Raw genomic sequence first — 17,068 nt, 5'->3', positions numbered from 1 at the left:
TGATTCCTGTGTTGTTTTCAACTGTTACTTTCAATAAAAAAAGTCAGTGCTAATACTTTTATCGGCACTGACTCAAAAGTTTCCTATCACTATTGAAACCCTATTTTACAACAATATTAACAAGTTTATGGGGAACACAAATCACTTTGACTACTTTTTTATCAGCAATCAGGTTTTTCACTTTATCCTGTTTTAACGCCGCAGCCTCTAGTGCCACTTTATCAAGACTGGCTGGAACAATTAACTTATCGCGCACTTTCCCATTAATTTGTAACACAATTTCCAGTTCATCCTGCTCAATGGCGTCTGGATCATATTTCGGCCACTTTTGCTTATGAACACTGCCTTCTTGTCCCATTTCAGACCACAATTCTTCTGCTATATGCGGCGCAAAAGGAGCAATGAGTTTCACAAGTGAAGTCAAGACCTCATAAATCAAACCGGATTTCGGCTGATCTTCCTGGTCTTTAAACAGATACAAAGCATTAACAAGCTCCATAATGGAACTAATGGCTGTATTAAAATTCCGTCTCTCTCCAATGTCATCGGTTACTTTCTTAATAGACAAATGTAAGGCGCGACGCAATTCCTTATCGGCTTTCGTCAAGCTTACTGTATCATAACTCGTTTCTCCGCCACGAATCGTGTCAACATAGTGATAAACAATCCGCCACAAACGATTGAGGAACCGATGAGAGCCTTCCACTGCTTGATCATTCCACTCCAGATCCCGTTCAGGAGGAGCGGCAAATAAAATGAATAACCGCGCTGTATCAGCGCCAAATTTATTGACAATCTCTTCAGGCGAAACAACATTGCCTTTGGATTTTGACATTTTCGAACCGTCTTTAATAACCATTCCTTGTGTTAACAGATTTTTAAAAGGCTCATTGACATTGACGAGTCCCGCATCAGCTAGCACTTTCGTGAAAAAGCGCGAATACAATAAATGCAAAATAGCATGTTCAATGCCGCCAATATATTGATCAACAGGAGCCCAGTAATTGGCCTGCGATGAATCAAATGGTGCCACTTCGCAATGCGGACTCGTATAACGGAAATAATACCATGAGGAACAAATAAAGGTATCCATTGTATCTGTTTCACGCCTTGCTTTACCACCACATTTCGGGCAAGTACAATTGACAAACTCCTCAACAGTCGCAAGTGGAGACACGGCACCTTGATTAAAATCCACGTTTTCTGGCAAACGAACAGGTAATTGATCTTTTGGTACAGGAACAACGCCACAATGAGGACAATAAATAATCGGAATCGGTGCCCCCCAATACCTTTGACGGGAAATGAGCCAGTCACGCAGACGATAATTCGTCCTGCCGCTACCGATCCCTTTCTCTTCCAGCCACTTGGCAATGGCAGTTCGTGCATCTTCACTTGTCATACTGCTGAACTCGCCAGAATTGACAAGAATGCCATCCTCATGATAAGCGTCTGTCATGGAATCAAGACTCAGCTCTTTGCCTTGCGGTTGAACGACAATTTGAATAGGCAAATCATATTTTTTTGCAAACATAAAGTCACGTTCATCATGAGCCGGAACCCCCATAACAGCACCTGTCCCATATTCAAACAATACATAGTTCGCTACCCAAATCGGCACTCTTTTACCTGTAAAGGGATGAATAGCGTAAGCACCTGTAAACAGACCTTCTTTTTCCGTGTCACCTGATGTACGACTAACTTCACTAAGTCCACGCACCTTAGCAACAAAATCCTTGACAGCTGCTTCCTGTTCTTTACCCGCAATAAGGCGCTCAACAAAAGGATGCTCTGGTGCCAACACAATATAACTTACACCGTAAACTGTGTCCACTCTTGTAGTATAAACTGGAATTTTTTCATGAATCTCAGGAGCATCAAAAGAAAATTCAGCACCCGTACTTTTGCCAATCCAATTTTCCTGCATCGTTTTCACTCTGTCAGGCCAGCCCTTGAGTTCACTTAAATCAGCAAGCAACCGATCAGCATAATCGGTAATCTTAAAAAACCACTGTTCTAATTCTTTTTTCACAACAACAGAGTCACACCGCCAGCAATGTCCATCAACAACCTGTTCATTAGCTAGTACAGTATTACACTCTTCACACCAGTTAACAGCGGCTTTTTTCTTATAAGCCAAGCCTTTTTCATAAAACAATAAAAAGAGCCACTGTGTCCAGCGATAATAATCAGGATGACAAGTAGCCACTTCCCTATCCCAATCATAAGACAGACCAAGCGTCTTTTGCTGTCGGCGCATATTGGCAATATTATCCCATGTCCATTTATCCGACTTGAGACCATGTTTAATAGCCGCATTTTCGGCAGGCATGCCAAAAGAATCCCACCCCATAGGATGAAGCACATTGTAGCCCTGCATCGACTTAAACCTGGCAATAACATCACCAATGGAATAATTTCGGACATGCCCCATATGTAAATTACCTGATGGGTAAGGAAACATTTCCAACACATAGTATTCTGGGCGCTGACGATCAAGCTTTGTCTCATAAGCTTTCTGTTCCTCCCAGATGCGTTGCCATTTCGATTCTACTTCCGCCGGTACATATTTTTCGTTCATCATAAGAAAACCTCCCGAAATACAAAATAGGGAAAAATAAAAAAGTCCCTGGCAATAAAAGCCAGGGACGAGCAAACTCGCGGTACCACCCTGATTAGTGACAAAGTCACCCTCTCAATTCCGATAACGGCGGTTTTCCGTCAGCAGTTCATTCTTTTACTGCTGCTCCTCCACAGTGAGTTCAGTTTTAACGAAACGTCAGCTCCCATCACCCGCTAACTTTCTGTTGATTCGACAAAACTTACTACTCTGTTTCTTAAGATTTATGCATATAATTATATAGCAATCTTTAACAACCTGTCAAATCGACAATTCTCAAAAAGTTCTAGTCAAAAATTCACGGCATACAATAAATTTTAGGAGGTGCGTTATGTATAAATTAATTATTGGTACAGTCAGAGTCACCGTAACAGACGATAACATGAGTCGTGAGCAAGCCGCCACTTTAGCCAAACAGGCTATTGCCAAAGCAAGCAGTCATAATAAGCTGCTCAGCCATGTAGAAATTTCGTCCAATGAAGACGCAGAGCCGGAAGTAAAAGCAACAGAAAAAGCCGGCTGCAAGCTGATGCGGAAAAGCATCAAACAAAGCATCATTGATACGATTGAGGCAGCTGTACAAGAAAAGGTTTGTCCATCAGGCGCTTTTGTCAATCGTGAACTTTGGTATGATAATGATACAGGACAAGAATGGCGCGGTGCCGAAGTAGATACAGCACGCAGTGAAATTTACGCTAAGTTTGACTCCTGGCTAAAAACGTTATGAACGAAAAAGGCCAAAACTGGGTGACTGACATGCAAACAAAAACAGGCTGTAAGGCCTGTTTTTGTTTGCATAAAATATAAACAATTTCTCCAACGCTATATCATTTGGGTCTTGCCTCTCTTCAAACAGACTCTAGTGATTCAATAACCGGCGGCGTAAAAGCTACAGGTGCTTCAATCACGTTCGTAGACAAGCCTAGTGTATTTAACAGATCGATAAAAGGTGTAGGATCTAATTCTTCCACATTTACCATTCTCTTAATATCCCATTCACCGCGCGCAACCAAAATGGCAGCTGCCACAGGGGGAACGCCCGCCGTATAACTAATCGCCTGTGATTCCACTTCCTTATAGCACTCGGCGTGATCGCAAATATTATAGATAAAAATTTCCCGCTGTTTATTGTCTTTTGTACCGCGAATAAAATTGCCAATACAAGTTTTCCCCGTGTAATTAGGAGCCAAAGAAGACGGATCAGGTAATAGCGCCTTTAACACTTTAAGTGGCGCAATTTCCACACCATCTGCAATCTTGACCGGTTTTTCTGAAGTCAGTCCAATATTGGTCAAAACAGAAAATACATTCAAATAATGATCACCAAAACCCATCCAGAAACGAATGGAAGCGGCATCGATATTCTTTGACAAAGAATGAAGTTCATCATGTCCAGTCAGATAAACAGGCTGGCTTCCCACTACAGGAAAATTGTAGTCCACTTTTACGGAGTGAACCTTTTGCAACACCCATTTTCGATCAATCCAAGTCCATACTTTCTTAAATTCCCGAAAATTAATCTCAGGATCAAAGTTAGTAGCGAAATATTTACCATGACTGCCTGCATTCACATCTAGTATATCAATAGTATCGATTTGATCGAAATAGTCTTTCTGTGCCAAAGCACACCAGGCATTGACTACGCCGGGATCAAATCCGATCCCTAAAATAGAAGTAATGCCGTTTTTTTTACAACGTTCCTTGCGCTTCCATTCGTAATTAGCATACCACGGAGGATTTTCACAAACCTTGTCTGGTTCTTCATGAATAGCTGTATCCATATAGACCGCGCCTGTTTCAATACAAGCTTCCAAAACAGACATGTTAATATAAGACTGACCTACATTGATAACAATTTCCGACTGAGTATCCTGAATGACATGAATCAAAGACGGAATATCCAAAGCATTCACTTTACGTGAATACAATTTTTTCGATGAATCTTTCAAGTGATTTTTGCTTAGCACGCTTTCGATAATGTTCTCACATTTTCGCTGAGTACGCGAAGCAATACAGATATGACCTAAAATATCGTTATTCATGGCACATTTGTGAGCAACTACATGGGCCACTCCGCCAGCACCAACTATTAAAACATTTTTTCGCATTTTTCCCTCCTATTACCTAAAGACATTTATGACAAACTATTTAAGAAATCTTTATAACCAAATTTGCGGATAACCTCTACCGTGCCATCTAGCCTACGTACAGCAATCGCTGGCATCTGTAATCCATTAAACCAAGTCTTCTTGACTAGTGTATAGCCAGCAGCATCAGCGAAACGGATTTCACTACCGATTTCCAACTTATCTTTAAAACGAAATGTACCAAAAATATCTCCAGCCAAACACGAGCGTCCAGCAACCATATACTCATAATTCCCCTTATCGCTTGTTTCCATTTTGGCTGACAATCGATATATCAATAAATCCAGCATATGAGCCTCTACAGAAGCGTCAACAACAGCAATATTCATTTCGTTATGAACTAAATCAACAACGTGAGTAACCAATTCGGCACAATCTGTAATCGCACTTTCACCTGGTTCCAAATAAACTTGCACATCAAATTCTTTTGCAAAATCAGCCAACTTCTTGCTGAATTTTTCAATCAGATAGCCTTCTTTAGTAAAATAACATCCGCCCCCAAGACTGACCCACTGTAATTGTTTGAGTATGTCGCCATAACAGTTCCCAATTATATCAAGCTGTTGTGAAAAAATATCCACATCATCATTTTCACAATTGTAATGAAACATCAGACCAGTCAGACGGGGAATTCGTTTTTCAAGTAGCGCTTTATCCACAACGCCCAACCGTGAATACCTGCGTGCTGGATCAGCCAAATCAAAATCAGAATAGCTTATTCCTGGATTGACACGCAAACCAAGTTGTGCCGATTTCGCAACATCGTAATATTGATCTAATTGTGAAACAGAATTAAAAATGATCTTATCGGCAAATTGAACTACAGACAGCACATCTTTCTCAGAATATCCTACACAATAAGCATGTGTTTCTTTGCCGAATTTTTCAAAACCCAATTTTGCTTCAAAAAGAGAACTGGAAGTTGTGCCATCCATGTACTCTTTCATCAAGTCAAATACACACCAAGCGGAAAAACACTTGAGAGCCAAAACTGACTTCGCTCCAGAAAGCTGACGAACCTTCTGGATGATCTGTAAATTGCGAAGCAATTTTTTCTCATCAATAAGATAATAGGGAGTATCAATTTGCATTTTACAAATCTCCTGTTTTTAAATGTTATAAGTTCTTTTGACTCATAAAAATAATAATAGCAAAATACAGCGCATTTGTCGATTATTCTTTAAAAGCAATCAAAAATTCATGTTCAAAGTCATTTTCCGCTGAAATGATAGGTTTTAATACAAAAGGCCCGCAAATTTTTATCATTTGCAGAGCCTCCTATCTTGATCATCTTTTATTATGATGCTGCATTAAACAAATTTTCACCGACCTAAATATCTCCTGACAGCTATTCATAAAAAAATCCCATTTATTTACGCAACACATATCGCACAATTAAATAACTAAGGCCATATAAAATCATAAGAGGTACCGCTACAAGTGTCTGTGAAAAGACATCAGGCGTAGGCGATAAGATAGCTCCGGCAACAAAAGATAAAACCAACACAGCCTTGCCTTTTGCTTTTAAAAACTGAGAACTTATTAAACCAAACTGCGCCGCCACCAGAATAATCAACGGCAATTCAAAAACAAAACCAAAAGGCAATAAAAAGGAAATTACAAATGACACATATTCACCAATTGAAAACAGCGGCTGCAAAGTCTCACTGGCAAAGCCCAACATAAAACGAATACCAGCTGGTAGTGCCAGAAAATAAGAAAAAGCCAATCCCATAGCGAAAAGTACTACCGAAGCAGGAATTAAGAAAACGGATAATTTCTTTTCATTTTTCGTTAAAGCAGGCAAAGCAAAAGCCCAAACTTGATACATTGTCACAGGCAGAGTAAACAAAAATCCCAATAAAACTGAAACCTTCATGTACGTGAAAAAAGCCTCAGCAGGATGCATATAATAAAGCTTTCCTGCAGGCTGAGTAATCCAATCAACGAGATCGGCTGAAAAATAGTAACAACAACTACTGGCAACACTGACAGTAACAATAATTTTAATCAGTCTTTGCCTGAGCTCTTGCAAATGCTCAACTAGCGACATGGCACCACCTGCAGCATCTGTAACTGCGTCAGTTTCTGAATTTATTTCGTGATCCGTCGATGACATGACAGATTCCTCACTTTTTTTCTTCTGTTTTATGAACTTCTTCAACTGGCTTGGCTTCCACCTTCATGGGTTCCTCTTGACCACTAGTCGCCGTAGCTCGCTTAAATTCTTGAATTCCCTTACCAAGTGCCTTGCCAACTTCAGGAAGCTTGCCTGGTCCAAAAACAACAAGCGCAATCACTAATATTAACACAAGTTCAGACATACCAAGATTAAACATACTTACCCCCCCTTTTGGTTAGTATCCTATTGACAAATATATAAATCCAATCAGTCTCTTTCAATATTCAACATATTATTCTAGATTTCCTGTTTACACGCTAGTTGGATTGAAGATGAGCAACAGCTTCTTTTGCCCAATTAGAATCTTTCAAAACAGCTCGGCCCACTCCAATCAGATCGGCCTTTCCATCTGCCAACAGTCGTTCTACCTCCTGCACATCCGTAATTCCACCAGTAAGAATAACAGGAACAGAAACGACTTTTTTTATCGCCGCGGCAAGTGAAGCAAAATAACCGGGTTCTGTAACACCTGGCACTGTATATCCTAAAAGCCCGCCAGATATATCGATAATATTGACTCCGGCTGTTTCAAAGGCCTCTGCCGCAACTAAACTATCTTCAATTGTTGTCCCCCCGGGAAGAAAATCACAAGCCCCTAGACGCAGCAATATCGGAAAATCTTGTCCCACAATTTCACGCACTGCTGCAATAATTTGAAGATGAAGACGAATACGATGATGAATATCCCCACCATATTCATCTGTACGTTTGTTCGTAATTGGCGACAGAAATTGATTAAGAAAATAGCCATGAGCCGAATGAATTTCAACTCCATCGAACCCCGCAGCTTTTACACGTCCTGCAGCCTGCTGAAAAGCAGTCACGATCTGAGCAATTTCTTGTCGCGTAAGTTCGTGGGGAATACCACCTTTGCGTGGATTTACTACCGCAGAAGGACCAACAGGAATCCCACCTGTAATATCCTTTGTTGTGGCACTGCCAGCGTGATTAATTTGCATAACACATTTCGAACCGTTACGATGAATGACATTTGCCAACTCCCGCAATCCTTCTATCATCCAGTCATCAGCAACAGACAGTTGCTGATGACTGGCCTTTCCTGCCAATTGAATAAAACTGTGTTCAATAATAACCAATGAAAAATAGCCGCCAGCAGATTTTTCCCCATAGTAATCTAAAAGCGCTTGACTTACCATTCCATTATCTTGTGACTGTGCCGTAGCCATGGGCGGCATAACCAAGCGACTGATCAGTTTTAAAGAACCTACCCCTAATGGCTGAAGTAAATATGACATCAAAATGCCCTCCCTTATCTATAAACTCATACGACCCAACTCTTCGTTAAAATCAACATCATCAGCAACAACTAGTTCCGACTTATTTTTCTTGGCTTTCGTCGAAGCTAAACTAGCACGATTAACCATTTGTAGAAGAGAAGAAAAGGGATCTTCCAAACTCCCTTCAGCGGACTTTTTAGCAATACCTGCCGAAATCGTTACGGGTATATCCTTATAAAAATGATGGCATACAACACTATGTAATAAATTTTCAGCAAAACTACAACATTCATCAATATTATAAGGGGTCAAGACCAGAAACTCATCACCTCCAAAACGAGATAAGTAAGTTTGTTCATTCATCTTATTCTTTAATAATGCGCTAATTTCTTGAAGTATTTTATCCCCATAAATATGTCCATACTCTTTATCAATGCGGCCAAAATTATTTACATCGAGGAAAATGAACGATATTGCGCTGCCACCATCAAGAAGTTTTATAGCTTGATAATAAATATAATCACTTCGATAAAGACCTGTCAACAAATCACGATGTTGTCCTATTTCGGCATCAATAAGGGGTTGATTCACCATACCACATACTGCTTGTTGATTACCAATCAACAATAACTCAACACAATGTTCATCAAGCATTTCTTTTGCTTCCCAGACAGTCATCTCTGGAGCAATATACATAAATTTCTCGGACATTGCATCAGCAACAATCCGATTAGGGTGAGATTTAACTAAATCCCAATAATTCAGTACACCAACTACCTTATTCGATTCCATAACAACTAAACTGCCAAATTCATTTCTTACTGCCATATTTTGAACATGCCGTAACCCTGCAAGTGCATCAACTACCGGAAAATCTTTAATCATAATATCTGCGACACATCTAATCATAATTCAATCGATTTACTAACTAAGATAGTAATATTCAGTTGCACTCTTACTATCATTGTTTCATTAGTAACCTTTTCTCCCTCCTCTAAGATAAGTGCAATCAATTTATCTTCAGGCATCATATTCAATAAAGATTTTCTTATAACAATCGCTTCAATAATCGGATGCTCCGTTTTTTTTATCATATACTGATCGGGAGATAAAATATCTACCATTCTCCTAGCGGCTTCCGCACCAATCGGTGCCATTTTCCCCACAATAAGTACATCTTGCATGGGTGGCATCTCAAATTCAGATAAACGCATAGTTAATTCTATCTTTTTATTACCCTCCATACTACTCCCCATAATTACCTCTTTCACAATTCATTAATTATTTTAGAAGCATTCTGAAAAACTTTTTATCCTTAAAACCATAAATGACTCATATTAAAATAAGTATCAAAAAAGTCAGGCTCACGCCTGACTGCATTTCTATGCGATCACATAGCAAGCCTATCAATCTTAGGCGCTTTATTTTTAGGCTATCTTTTTTAACAAGATACCAATAAATTAATACTACTAATAAGATTAAATCACATTTTGTAAGAATTTGTCAAGTAAAATCAGGTATTTAGTCGCATTCTAGCTTAAGGTAATTTTTCAACTAATCTCTGTTCCGTGCCATTTATAAGCTGAATATAAATGGGTTGTACCTCAATCGTTAAATTACCAATGGTTTGATACAGAACCATATCAGACTTTAGAAATGGATTCACGCCTCTGCTCCACAACATATTCCTCTCTTGACCCACTGGAAGTGGCTGGCTCCAATTGGTTTTTACTGGAAATTTACGAACGATTTTATCTCCATCCTTCACAATGAAAGTAAACCCGGCATTGCCAATCGCTTCTGTGCCCACATTTTTCACAGTCCCCACCAAATGAATAGACTTGGCAATACCCAAATCCTCATTAGATTCTGCTATCGCCTTCACACTATCAAGTGCAACATGTGTAGACATGGACTCAACAATTGGCTGATTGACTTCAGCTAATTTTGCCTGTTCCGCTGCAGCGATCTGAGAAAAAAATTCACCAAAATTATTGATTTCAACTAATTGCCAATAATCCTCGCAATCTCGCATATTCAGTTCTAGAATGAAATCCTTGTCAAGTTTCGGAAAAAACACCCTTATGCCGACAGCAGCATCCTTTCCCTCTTCTTTAACATATTCAACACCATGAAATACAGACGATCCACCGCCCGTATTTTTATATAAATCCCCGATGTCCGTTTCTGCAATATTTCCAGAACGATTCGCCGATTTCGAAAAAACGCCTTGTTCAACATAAAAACGGATCTGATCTTTAGCAGAAGAAATAAGCGCGGGTTTTACAGTCTGAAAAAATCCCACTGCTTGCTTGGCAGGCTCATAATTCTCTTCATCATCCATGGTAGAACGAAGGAGTTGATCAATCCCTTGCGTAAGAAGCCTATCTAAATCAACATAGTGATCAAATGCTTTAATATCATGCGTCTCAACAGCAGTCTTGATCATATTAAGCGAATACTCAGGTGCATGTTTCCAGTGCATCCAGGCTATTGATCCACAAATTGCTGCACTCGACATGATGACAATGAAAGCTCCTATAGTCCATCGTCTCATTTTATTTTGCAATAATACATTTTCATTATTAAATTCATTCATTCTAGTTATGTCTCCCACGGCAGAATCTCCCCTATTCGGTCTCCTCTTTTACTTATCTTCTTTGCCATTGTACACCTATTCGGTTTTTTTTTATACCTATTTACCAAAGTTGTCCATAAAAGTCAGTGTAAAATTTGTTTTTTTTTTGCTACGGCTGTACAATTAACCTAATTATGACTGAAAGGACACGGTCTTTATGAAAATCTTTTCCATTAGTGATCTTCATCTATCAGGAAATCCACCGTTTAAACCCATGCATATTTTTGGCGACAACTGGCTAAACCACTGGCAAAAAATCACGTCTGACTGGTCTCAGCTTGTTACAGCAGATGATGTCGTTTTACTGCCTGGTGATGTATCATGGGCCATGAAATTCACCGAAGCCCTACCCGATCTTGAGGCCGTAGCTGATTTACCCGGTCAAAAATATCTTATTCGCGGAAATCACGACTACTGGTGGCAAACGCTGACCAAGATGCAACGGCTCTGTCCACCTACCCTGCATTTCATTCAAAATAATTTCTACGAACTGCCGGAACTCAACCTGGCTTTATGCGGCACACGCGGCTGGATGGTTCCCACAGATCCCCATTTTAAAGAGGAAGACCAGCCTATTTATCAGCGAGAAATTGGCCGCTTGCGCCTTTCATTAGAAACCGCAAAAAATGCTGGCTATGATAACATCATCACACTCCTTCATTATCCTCCACTCGTTCAAAAAGAAGACAACAATGATTTTCTCGCTCTAATTGATGAATATGCTGTAAAACATTGTATTTACGGGCACCTCCATGATCAATCAGTAACAAGTGCCTTTCTCGGTCTGCGCAATAAGACAGAATACCATTTAGTATCTTGTGACGCCCTTAAGTTCACACTAAAAAGGATTCTATAAAAAATGTCATCCCTCATCGGGATGGCATTTTTTGATTTCTACCACTTCACAGGTACTTTCAAAGCCTGCCCCGGATATAAATGGGCATTGTTATCAAGACCGTTGGCTTTTTGAATTAAGCCTATCCTCTTGCGAATATCTTCTTTATCTGTTACCTCTTTCGCAGCAATATTCCACACTGTGTCCCCTGCTTGTACGTATATCGTATTGTAAGTAATATTTCCCTGGAAATCATTAACATCTGAATGAGCTAACACCGTAAGGGAACAGATCAAAACAACCATGAATACAGTCAACAACATCCTCAAGGATAACCCCTCCTGCGAACATTTGTTTGTTTTCTATAATATATCACAGTACATATGTTCGATGCAATAAGCTTACGCATTTTCCCGAACGAATGTTTGTTATTATGTTTATTTACTCTATTAACTTATTCAATTCTTTCATCACCAATTCGAATTCACAGGCGACTTTTTCTATCTGACTTGCTACATCCCGCAAGGCCAAACTACGCCCTTGCACTTCCAGTTGTTCACAAAGCTTTGATAAACGTACTGCACCTAAATGGGCACTAGCTGATTTCAATGAATGAGCGGCATAACTTAATGCTTTTCCATCAGTCTGGTAAACAGCCTGCCTCAGCTCAGCAATCTTTATTGGCATTAGTTCCTTAAAAAAGCCAATCAATTTAACAAGAAGCCCGGCAGCCCCCTCAGCCTCCAGACGCCGCAATTCAGTCAAAACAGCCATATCTAAAATGGGTAATACATTAATATCTTTAAGCCACTTAGCAAGTACAGACTGAAGCTCTTGCCGTGATAAGGGCTTACTAATATAATCATCCATTCCCGCCACCAAACATCGTTCCTTGTCACCTGTCATAGCATAGGCCGTCATGGCAATAATAGGTATGTGATGATTTAGCGTCATTTCTTGAAGGCGAATAGCCTGGGTCGCCTCAAATCCGTCTATCTCTGGCATCTGACAATCCATCAGAATGAGATCATAAGCACCCTGCGAAACCCTTGCCAAGCATTCCTGCCCATTTGTGGCAACATCAACAGTAATACCCCATTTCTTCAAATATTGATAAACAATTTCTTGATTGATGGGGTTATCTTCCACAAGCAATACCGTCCGCCCCGCGAGATAAGGTTCCTGATAGGGACAATTCAAAAGAGCGAAATCGTCCGGACAAGGTATGGGATGATAAGTTTCATCATAATTATTAACCTCACTGGACAAAAATAAATCAAACCAAAAAGTAGACCCATGACCTTCTTGACTCATTACACCAATATGTCCATTCATCAATTCAACTAATCGCTTAGAAATAGCCAACCCCAAGCCTGTTCCACCATAACGACGTGTCGTCGTACCATCTTGCTGCGTAAAAGGTTGAAAGAGATATTGAACCTTATCGCAAGCAATGCCAATGCCCGTATCAACTACCTCAAATCGTAAGAAAACATGGTTTTTTGTCTGTTTTTTAAGCATGACACGTAGCGTAACGGATCCTTTATCAGTAAACTTTACAGCATTTCCAGCCAAATTTAATAATATCTGTTTTAACCGTATGGGGTCCCCCATCAGCCATGTTGGAATAGCCGGGTCAATGTCAACCGTAATTAATAGATTTTTCATAGATGCTGGTGGCTTGACAATTTCAATCGTTTCCTTGATAAGGCAGACTAACCGAAAGGGAATTTGTTCAAGAATAATCTTATCTGCTTCAATTTTAGAAAAATCCAACACATCATTAATAATGACCAAGAGGTTTTCAGCCGATAAATGTGCTGTCTGAGCCAATTTACGTTGCTTTTCATCAAGCAAAGTTTCCATTAATAAATCTAACATGCCCAAAACACCCGTAATGGGTGTCCGAATTTCATGACTTACCATGGATAAAAATTCGCTTTTCATACGACTGGCTTGTTCAGCAGAGGTCTTGGCAGCTCTCAGCTGTTCTTCAATCTTATATTGCTCTGATATATCGCGAATGATTTCACAAATCATATTTTTTCCCTGCCAACTAAAGGGAGCCGCCGCAATATCCACAGGAAAAATAGTGCCGTCCTTTTTCTTGTGCCAACGCAAATTAATCTCATTCTCCCCCTGAGGCGGCGTGGCTAGTAAGGGACCATTAATGTCTTCTAGTCCGTCTTCAACCGCACTTCTATCGGCATAAATATCAAGGACCTTCATATTTAAAAATTCTTCCCGGCTGTAGCCATAAAGAGCCACAGCCGCCTCGTTTACATCAATAAATTGCCGGCAGGCCAAGTCGAATAACATAATGGCATCTTTTTCTTTTGAAAATAACAGCCGATACTTTTCTTCACTTTCACGCAATTCGCGTTCGGCTTCCTTGATTTCTTTTATGTCAAAAATTAAACCGATCAAACCAGTCACACAATCATTCGCATCTTTCAATGGTACCTTACGCGTAATAACCGAAAAGGGTTTACCACCATAGGAAACTTCTTCCTCACCAATAAAAAGCGGCATACCTGCGACAAAACAGTTAAATCATCATGACGGTACTTATCAGCCCGCTCCTTTGAGAACAAATCATAATCTGTTTTACCAATGATTTCAGCCAAAGAATACCCAATAGCTTGACAAAAGGTCTGATTAGCTGTGACGTAGATACATAAATCATTTTTAAAAAAGACAAAGGCTGGTAAACAATCAAGTAGTGTAGTTACTTCACGTTGATGGCAGACCCGTTCCTGTTGCATTTGACGAAAATATTGTTTAGCCAAAGAATCGGCATTATCTACCATTTCTCCGTCCTCCTAGGATACATAACTTTTTTACCTATTACTATACAATATTAAGTCATGACCTAATTGGTACCATAAAAAAAGTCGGTCTATTTTCTATTTAATCTGTTCCACCTTTATCCACTGAGCCAGCCATGCTATACTTAGTGCATAATGATAAATAATGTACTGTTTTCTCTAAAAAGGAGGTCTTTTTTTGCATCAGTATCTTTTTTTCATTGGTCAATTTCCAGTAAGAGCCTACGGACTCGTGCTTAGCTTAAGCATTGTTTTAGCAACAGGCGTGGCCTACTTTCTAACGAAACAAGATGGTCGCTGGCATAGTCATATTCCCGACATGGGAATTTATTGCGGCATTGCCGGTATTATTGGCGCACGTCTCTGGGATGTATTCTTTTTCGACTGGGCCTATTATTCCCATCACTTGCTAGAAATCCCTTTTGTCTGGCAAGGGGGCATGGCCATCCAAGGCGGTGTCATTCTAGGAGCCGTAATTGGCATACTTTATACGAAAAAGCATCATATTGACAGCTGGCAACTCGCCGACCTTATTGCACCTGCTATCTTGCTTGGCCAAGCCATCGGTCGCTCAGCCAACCTGCTTAATGGCGATGCCTTCGGACACCCTACAGGCAGCAGTTTCGGGCTTCTCTATCCAAATACCACCCTCGCCTATCAGGTTTATGGCAATCAACCACTCTGGCCAGCTGAAATCTGGGAAGGTCAAATTGATATCGTTTTATTTGCCCTACTTCTTATATTCAGAACAACAAATCATGCCAAGGGACAAGTATTCATTCTCTATGCCATTTTATATTCAACAGCCCGCTTTTTTCTGGAATACATTCGTGGGGACTACGGTACCTTGCTGTTTGGTTTAAAATCAGCTCAGCTTACTAGTCTACTCGTTATAATCATCGGCCTGGGCTTATTTTTCTGGTGTGGCCGTCGTCAAAAAACATCTTCCATGAAGCCGCTTAAAAAGTAAAAATATCCATAGACGTTTTCTCTCCTGACTGATATAATTTTATTCATGATTTTAACAGACTAGGAGAATATTTATGGATAATTTATCTCACGCTTTTGTCGGCGTAGCTCTTGCCGCTTTATCAGGCCATCAGCCTTCCTTGACCGATCCTTTGTATATTGCCACAATTTTAGGAGCCCAGGCCCCTGATTTTGATATTATTACCCATTTAAAAAGCAATTTTTCCTACATGAAATCTCATCGGGCTTTTTCCCACTCCCTGCCCGGTCTTATAATGTGGTCCAGCCTCATTACTGTACTACTACTCTACAACCTAGGCATGACTGACTGGCTAAGCTATTTGCTGTGGTCTTTTATCGGCGGCTTATCACATATTTTACTTGATTATTTTAATACTCATGGTGCCAGCCTTCTCTGGCCGTTTAACAAAAAACGCCAGACAAATCATCTTTTAAATGTCTTCGATCCCTTACTACTATTGTTCTTTAGTATTCCTTATTTTTTCGCACTTCCAGCGGGGCTACTTGGCATCATCTCGCTCAGTACCTTAGCCTGTTACCTCACATTACGCACCGCTATGCGTGCACGCATAAAAAAACGTTTGACAATATTCTTCGCTGCAGAGCAAATTGCACGACTCGCTGTTATGCCGAACTTAAAAAGAGTCCTTGTATGGGATTTTGTTGTGGAACTTGCTGACTCCTATATCGTCGGGCAGTTTAATTTCATCCAGTGCAAACTCACAGTCAAAACGAAATTATTAAAACAGCAGCATCCTGAGATAGCTAAGCTTGTACAAACAACAGAACTTGGTGAATTTTTTCAATCTTTTACTCCCTATCTCTATCTTAATGTAGAAAAACAAGCCAACGGCTTATTTCTCGTAAGACTTTATGACTTACGATACTTTCTTAATGAAAAATTTGTTCACAGAGCCATTATTCACTTTGACAAAAACAAAATGCCCCTTGAATCTTATCTATTAACAGCAAATCACATCATTAAAATTCCGACCTGATTCGAATAACAAGGAGATAGTCCGTATCACTTTAATGATACGGACTATCTCCTTTTAACTTTCACAACAACTTGAGCAATTTTTGCTATATAAAAAATTCCATTTAATTGAATGTTTCATTTCATCTGTAATAATTTCGAAAAGCATGGCTTTATGTCTAGAAGAGCAAAGCCCAAACATCATCTTACGATATAATTCAACCGCAGCTAATTCACCGAAAATGGCCTGTTCAATACCAGCACAATAACTTTTTGGTTTTTGAAAATCAGTTGCCTGTTGTGTTATGGGGGATTGGCACATAATTTCTCGATAGATCACCCGAAACATTTTAAAATGCTTAATTTCATCATCTCTAATAGATTTAATCACGTCCTGCTGCTTTTGATCTGGTGCTAGTTGCAATAAACATTGATAAAACATCCGATCATGTGTCTCATCCTTCAAAGCTTCTAAAATAAGACAAAGTGACTGTTCGAGCATGGCAGTATCGCAACATCCAGGCTCTCCATAATAAGACATACTCCAATGACCTCCCCACTTTTGTTACACATCTTATTCTATTGTATGCATAACAAAGCTAAAGGAGTTCATG

At 39.8% G+C, this 17,068-nt stretch carries 17 protein-coding genes and 1 other annotated feature; of the genes, 4 read left to right on the top strand and 13 right to left on the bottom strand.

Annotation, left to right across the window (positions count from 1 at the left end):
* Window positions 1-100: 100 nt before the first annotated feature.
* On the bottom strand, window positions 101-2,581 hold the full coding sequence (leuS, locus tag Ga0466249_RS12525; RefSeq protein WP_215829896.1) for a leucine--tRNA ligase: 2,481 nt from the start codon (window positions 2,579-2,581) through the stop codon (window positions 101-103).
* A gap of 60 nt (window positions 2,582-2,641) precedes the next feature.
* Window positions 2,642-2,848: a binding site (T-box leader), on the bottom strand.
* A 103-nt stretch (window positions 2,849-2,951) separates the two neighbouring features.
* Here leuS and Ga0466249_RS12520 point away from each other — a divergent pair.
* Complete coding sequence (locus Ga0466249_RS12520; RefSeq protein WP_215829806.1) at window positions 2,952-3,347, top strand: hypothetical protein; 396 nt, start codon at window positions 2,952-2,954, stop codon at window positions 3,345-3,347.
* Between the two features lie 121 nt (window positions 3,348-3,468).
* Here Ga0466249_RS12520 and Ga0466249_RS12515 read toward each other — a convergent pair whose 3' ends face one another.
* The 8 genes from Ga0466249_RS12515 to Ga0466249_RS12480 form a co-directional block, all read right to left on the bottom strand.
* Window positions 3,469-4,728, bottom strand: a complete 1,260-nt coding sequence (locus Ga0466249_RS12515) for a saccharopine dehydrogenase family protein (RefSeq protein ID WP_215829805.1) — start codon at window positions 4,726-4,728, stop codon at window positions 3,469-3,471.
* A 26-nt stretch (window positions 4,729-4,754) separates the two neighbouring features.
* Complete coding sequence (nspC, locus tag Ga0466249_RS12510) at window positions 4,755-5,858, bottom strand: carboxynorspermidine decarboxylase (protein WP_215829804.1); 1,104 nt, start codon at window positions 5,856-5,858, stop codon at window positions 4,755-4,757.
* Window positions 5,859-6,136: 278 nt separating this feature from the next.
* Window positions 6,137-6,886, bottom strand: coding sequence for a twin-arginine translocase subunit TatC (tatC, locus tag Ga0466249_RS12505; RefSeq protein ID WP_215829803.1), 750 nt, complete (start codon window positions 6,884-6,886; stop codon window positions 6,137-6,139).
* Window positions 6,887-6,896: 10 nt separating this feature from the next.
* Window positions 6,897-7,106: a twin-arginine translocase TatA/TatE family subunit gene (locus tag Ga0466249_RS12500; protein WP_215829802.1), complete on the bottom strand. Its 210-nt coding sequence runs from the start codon at window positions 7,104-7,106 to the stop codon at window positions 6,897-6,899.
* A 100-nt stretch (window positions 7,107-7,206) separates the two neighbouring features.
* Window positions 7,207-8,205, bottom strand: a complete 999-nt coding sequence (locus tag Ga0466249_RS12495) for an NADH:flavin oxidoreductase (protein ID WP_215829801.1) — start codon at window positions 8,203-8,205, stop codon at window positions 7,207-7,209.
* 18 nt (window positions 8,206-8,223) lie between these two features.
* A complete protein-coding gene (locus Ga0466249_RS12490) occupies window positions 8,224-9,096 on the bottom strand; it encodes a diguanylate cyclase (protein WP_215829800.1) in 873 nt (290 codons plus the stop codon).
* Window positions 9,093-9,443, bottom strand: coding sequence for a hypothetical protein (locus Ga0466249_RS12485; protein ID WP_215829799.1), 351 nt, complete (start codon window positions 9,441-9,443; stop codon window positions 9,093-9,095). Before Ga0466249_RS12485 ends, Ga0466249_RS12490 begins: the two co-directional genes overlap by 4 nt.
* Window positions 9,444-9,724: 281 nt before the next feature.
* A complete protein-coding gene (locus tag Ga0466249_RS12480) occupies window positions 9,725-10,786 on the bottom strand; it encodes a hypothetical protein (RefSeq protein WP_215829798.1) in 1,062 nt (353 codons plus the stop codon).
* A gap of 196 nt (window positions 10,787-10,982) precedes the next feature.
* On the opposite strand from Ga0466249_RS12480, the gene Ga0466249_RS12475 reads away from it, so the two are divergent.
* Window positions 10,983-11,681, top strand: a complete 699-nt coding sequence (locus Ga0466249_RS12475; RefSeq protein WP_215829797.1) for a metallophosphoesterase — start codon at window positions 10,983-10,985, stop codon at window positions 11,679-11,681.
* 38 nt (window positions 11,682-11,719) lie between these two features.
* On the opposite strand, the gene Ga0466249_RS12470 is transcribed toward Ga0466249_RS12475, so the two are convergent.
* From Ga0466249_RS12470 to Ga0466249_RS12460, 3 genes are all read right to left on the bottom strand, one after another.
* The gene (locus Ga0466249_RS12470) at window positions 11,720-11,989 is read right to left on the bottom strand and encodes a LysM peptidoglycan-binding domain-containing protein (RefSeq protein ID WP_215829796.1); all 270 of its coding nucleotides are present in this window, start codon (window positions 11,987-11,989) and stop codon (window positions 11,720-11,722) included.
* A 112-nt stretch (window positions 11,990-12,101) separates the two neighbouring features.
* The gene (locus Ga0466249_RS12465) at window positions 12,102-14,192 is read right to left on the bottom strand and encodes a PAS domain-containing hybrid sensor histidine kinase/response regulator (RefSeq protein WP_215829795.1); all 2,091 of its coding nucleotides are present in this window, start codon (window positions 14,190-14,192) and stop codon (window positions 12,102-12,104) included.
* Window positions 14,114-14,470: a PAS domain-containing protein gene (locus Ga0466249_RS12460; protein ID WP_215829794.1), complete on the bottom strand. Its 357-nt coding sequence runs from the start codon at window positions 14,468-14,470 to the stop codon at window positions 14,114-14,116. The genes Ga0466249_RS12465 and Ga0466249_RS12460 overlap by 79 nt, the downstream gene beginning before the upstream one ends.
* A 196-nt stretch (window positions 14,471-14,666) precedes the next feature.
* Between Ga0466249_RS12460 and lgt the strand changes: the two genes are divergently transcribed.
* Together lgt and Ga0466249_RS12450 are read left to right on the top strand one after the other, a co-directional pair.
* A complete protein-coding gene (gene lgt, locus Ga0466249_RS12455) occupies window positions 14,667-15,458 on the top strand; it encodes a prolipoprotein diacylglyceryl transferase (RefSeq protein WP_215829793.1) in 792 nt (263 codons plus the stop codon).
* 73 nt (window positions 15,459-15,531) lie between these two features.
* Window positions 15,532-16,476 (top strand): metal-dependent hydrolase, encoded by a 945-nt coding sequence (locus Ga0466249_RS12450; RefSeq protein ID WP_215829792.1) that lies wholly within the window; start codon window positions 15,532-15,534, stop codon window positions 16,474-16,476.
* Window positions 16,477-16,530: 54 nt separating this feature from the next.
* Here the strand turns inward: Ga0466249_RS12450 and Ga0466249_RS12445 are convergent, their stop codons facing one another.
* Window positions 16,531-16,995: a hypothetical protein gene (locus Ga0466249_RS12445; protein WP_215829791.1), complete on the bottom strand. Its 465-nt coding sequence runs from the start codon at window positions 16,993-16,995 to the stop codon at window positions 16,531-16,533.
* Window positions 16,996-17,068: the final 73 nt, after the last annotated feature.

Origin of the sequence: Pelorhabdus rhamnosifermentans (genome assembly GCF_018835585.1) — a bacterium.
In the GTDB taxonomy this organism is placed as follows: Bacteria; Bacillota; Negativicutes; order UMGS1260; family UMGS1260; genus Pelorhabdus; species Pelorhabdus rhamnosifermentans.
This window is presented reverse-complemented; position numbering and strand designations above follow the sequence as displayed.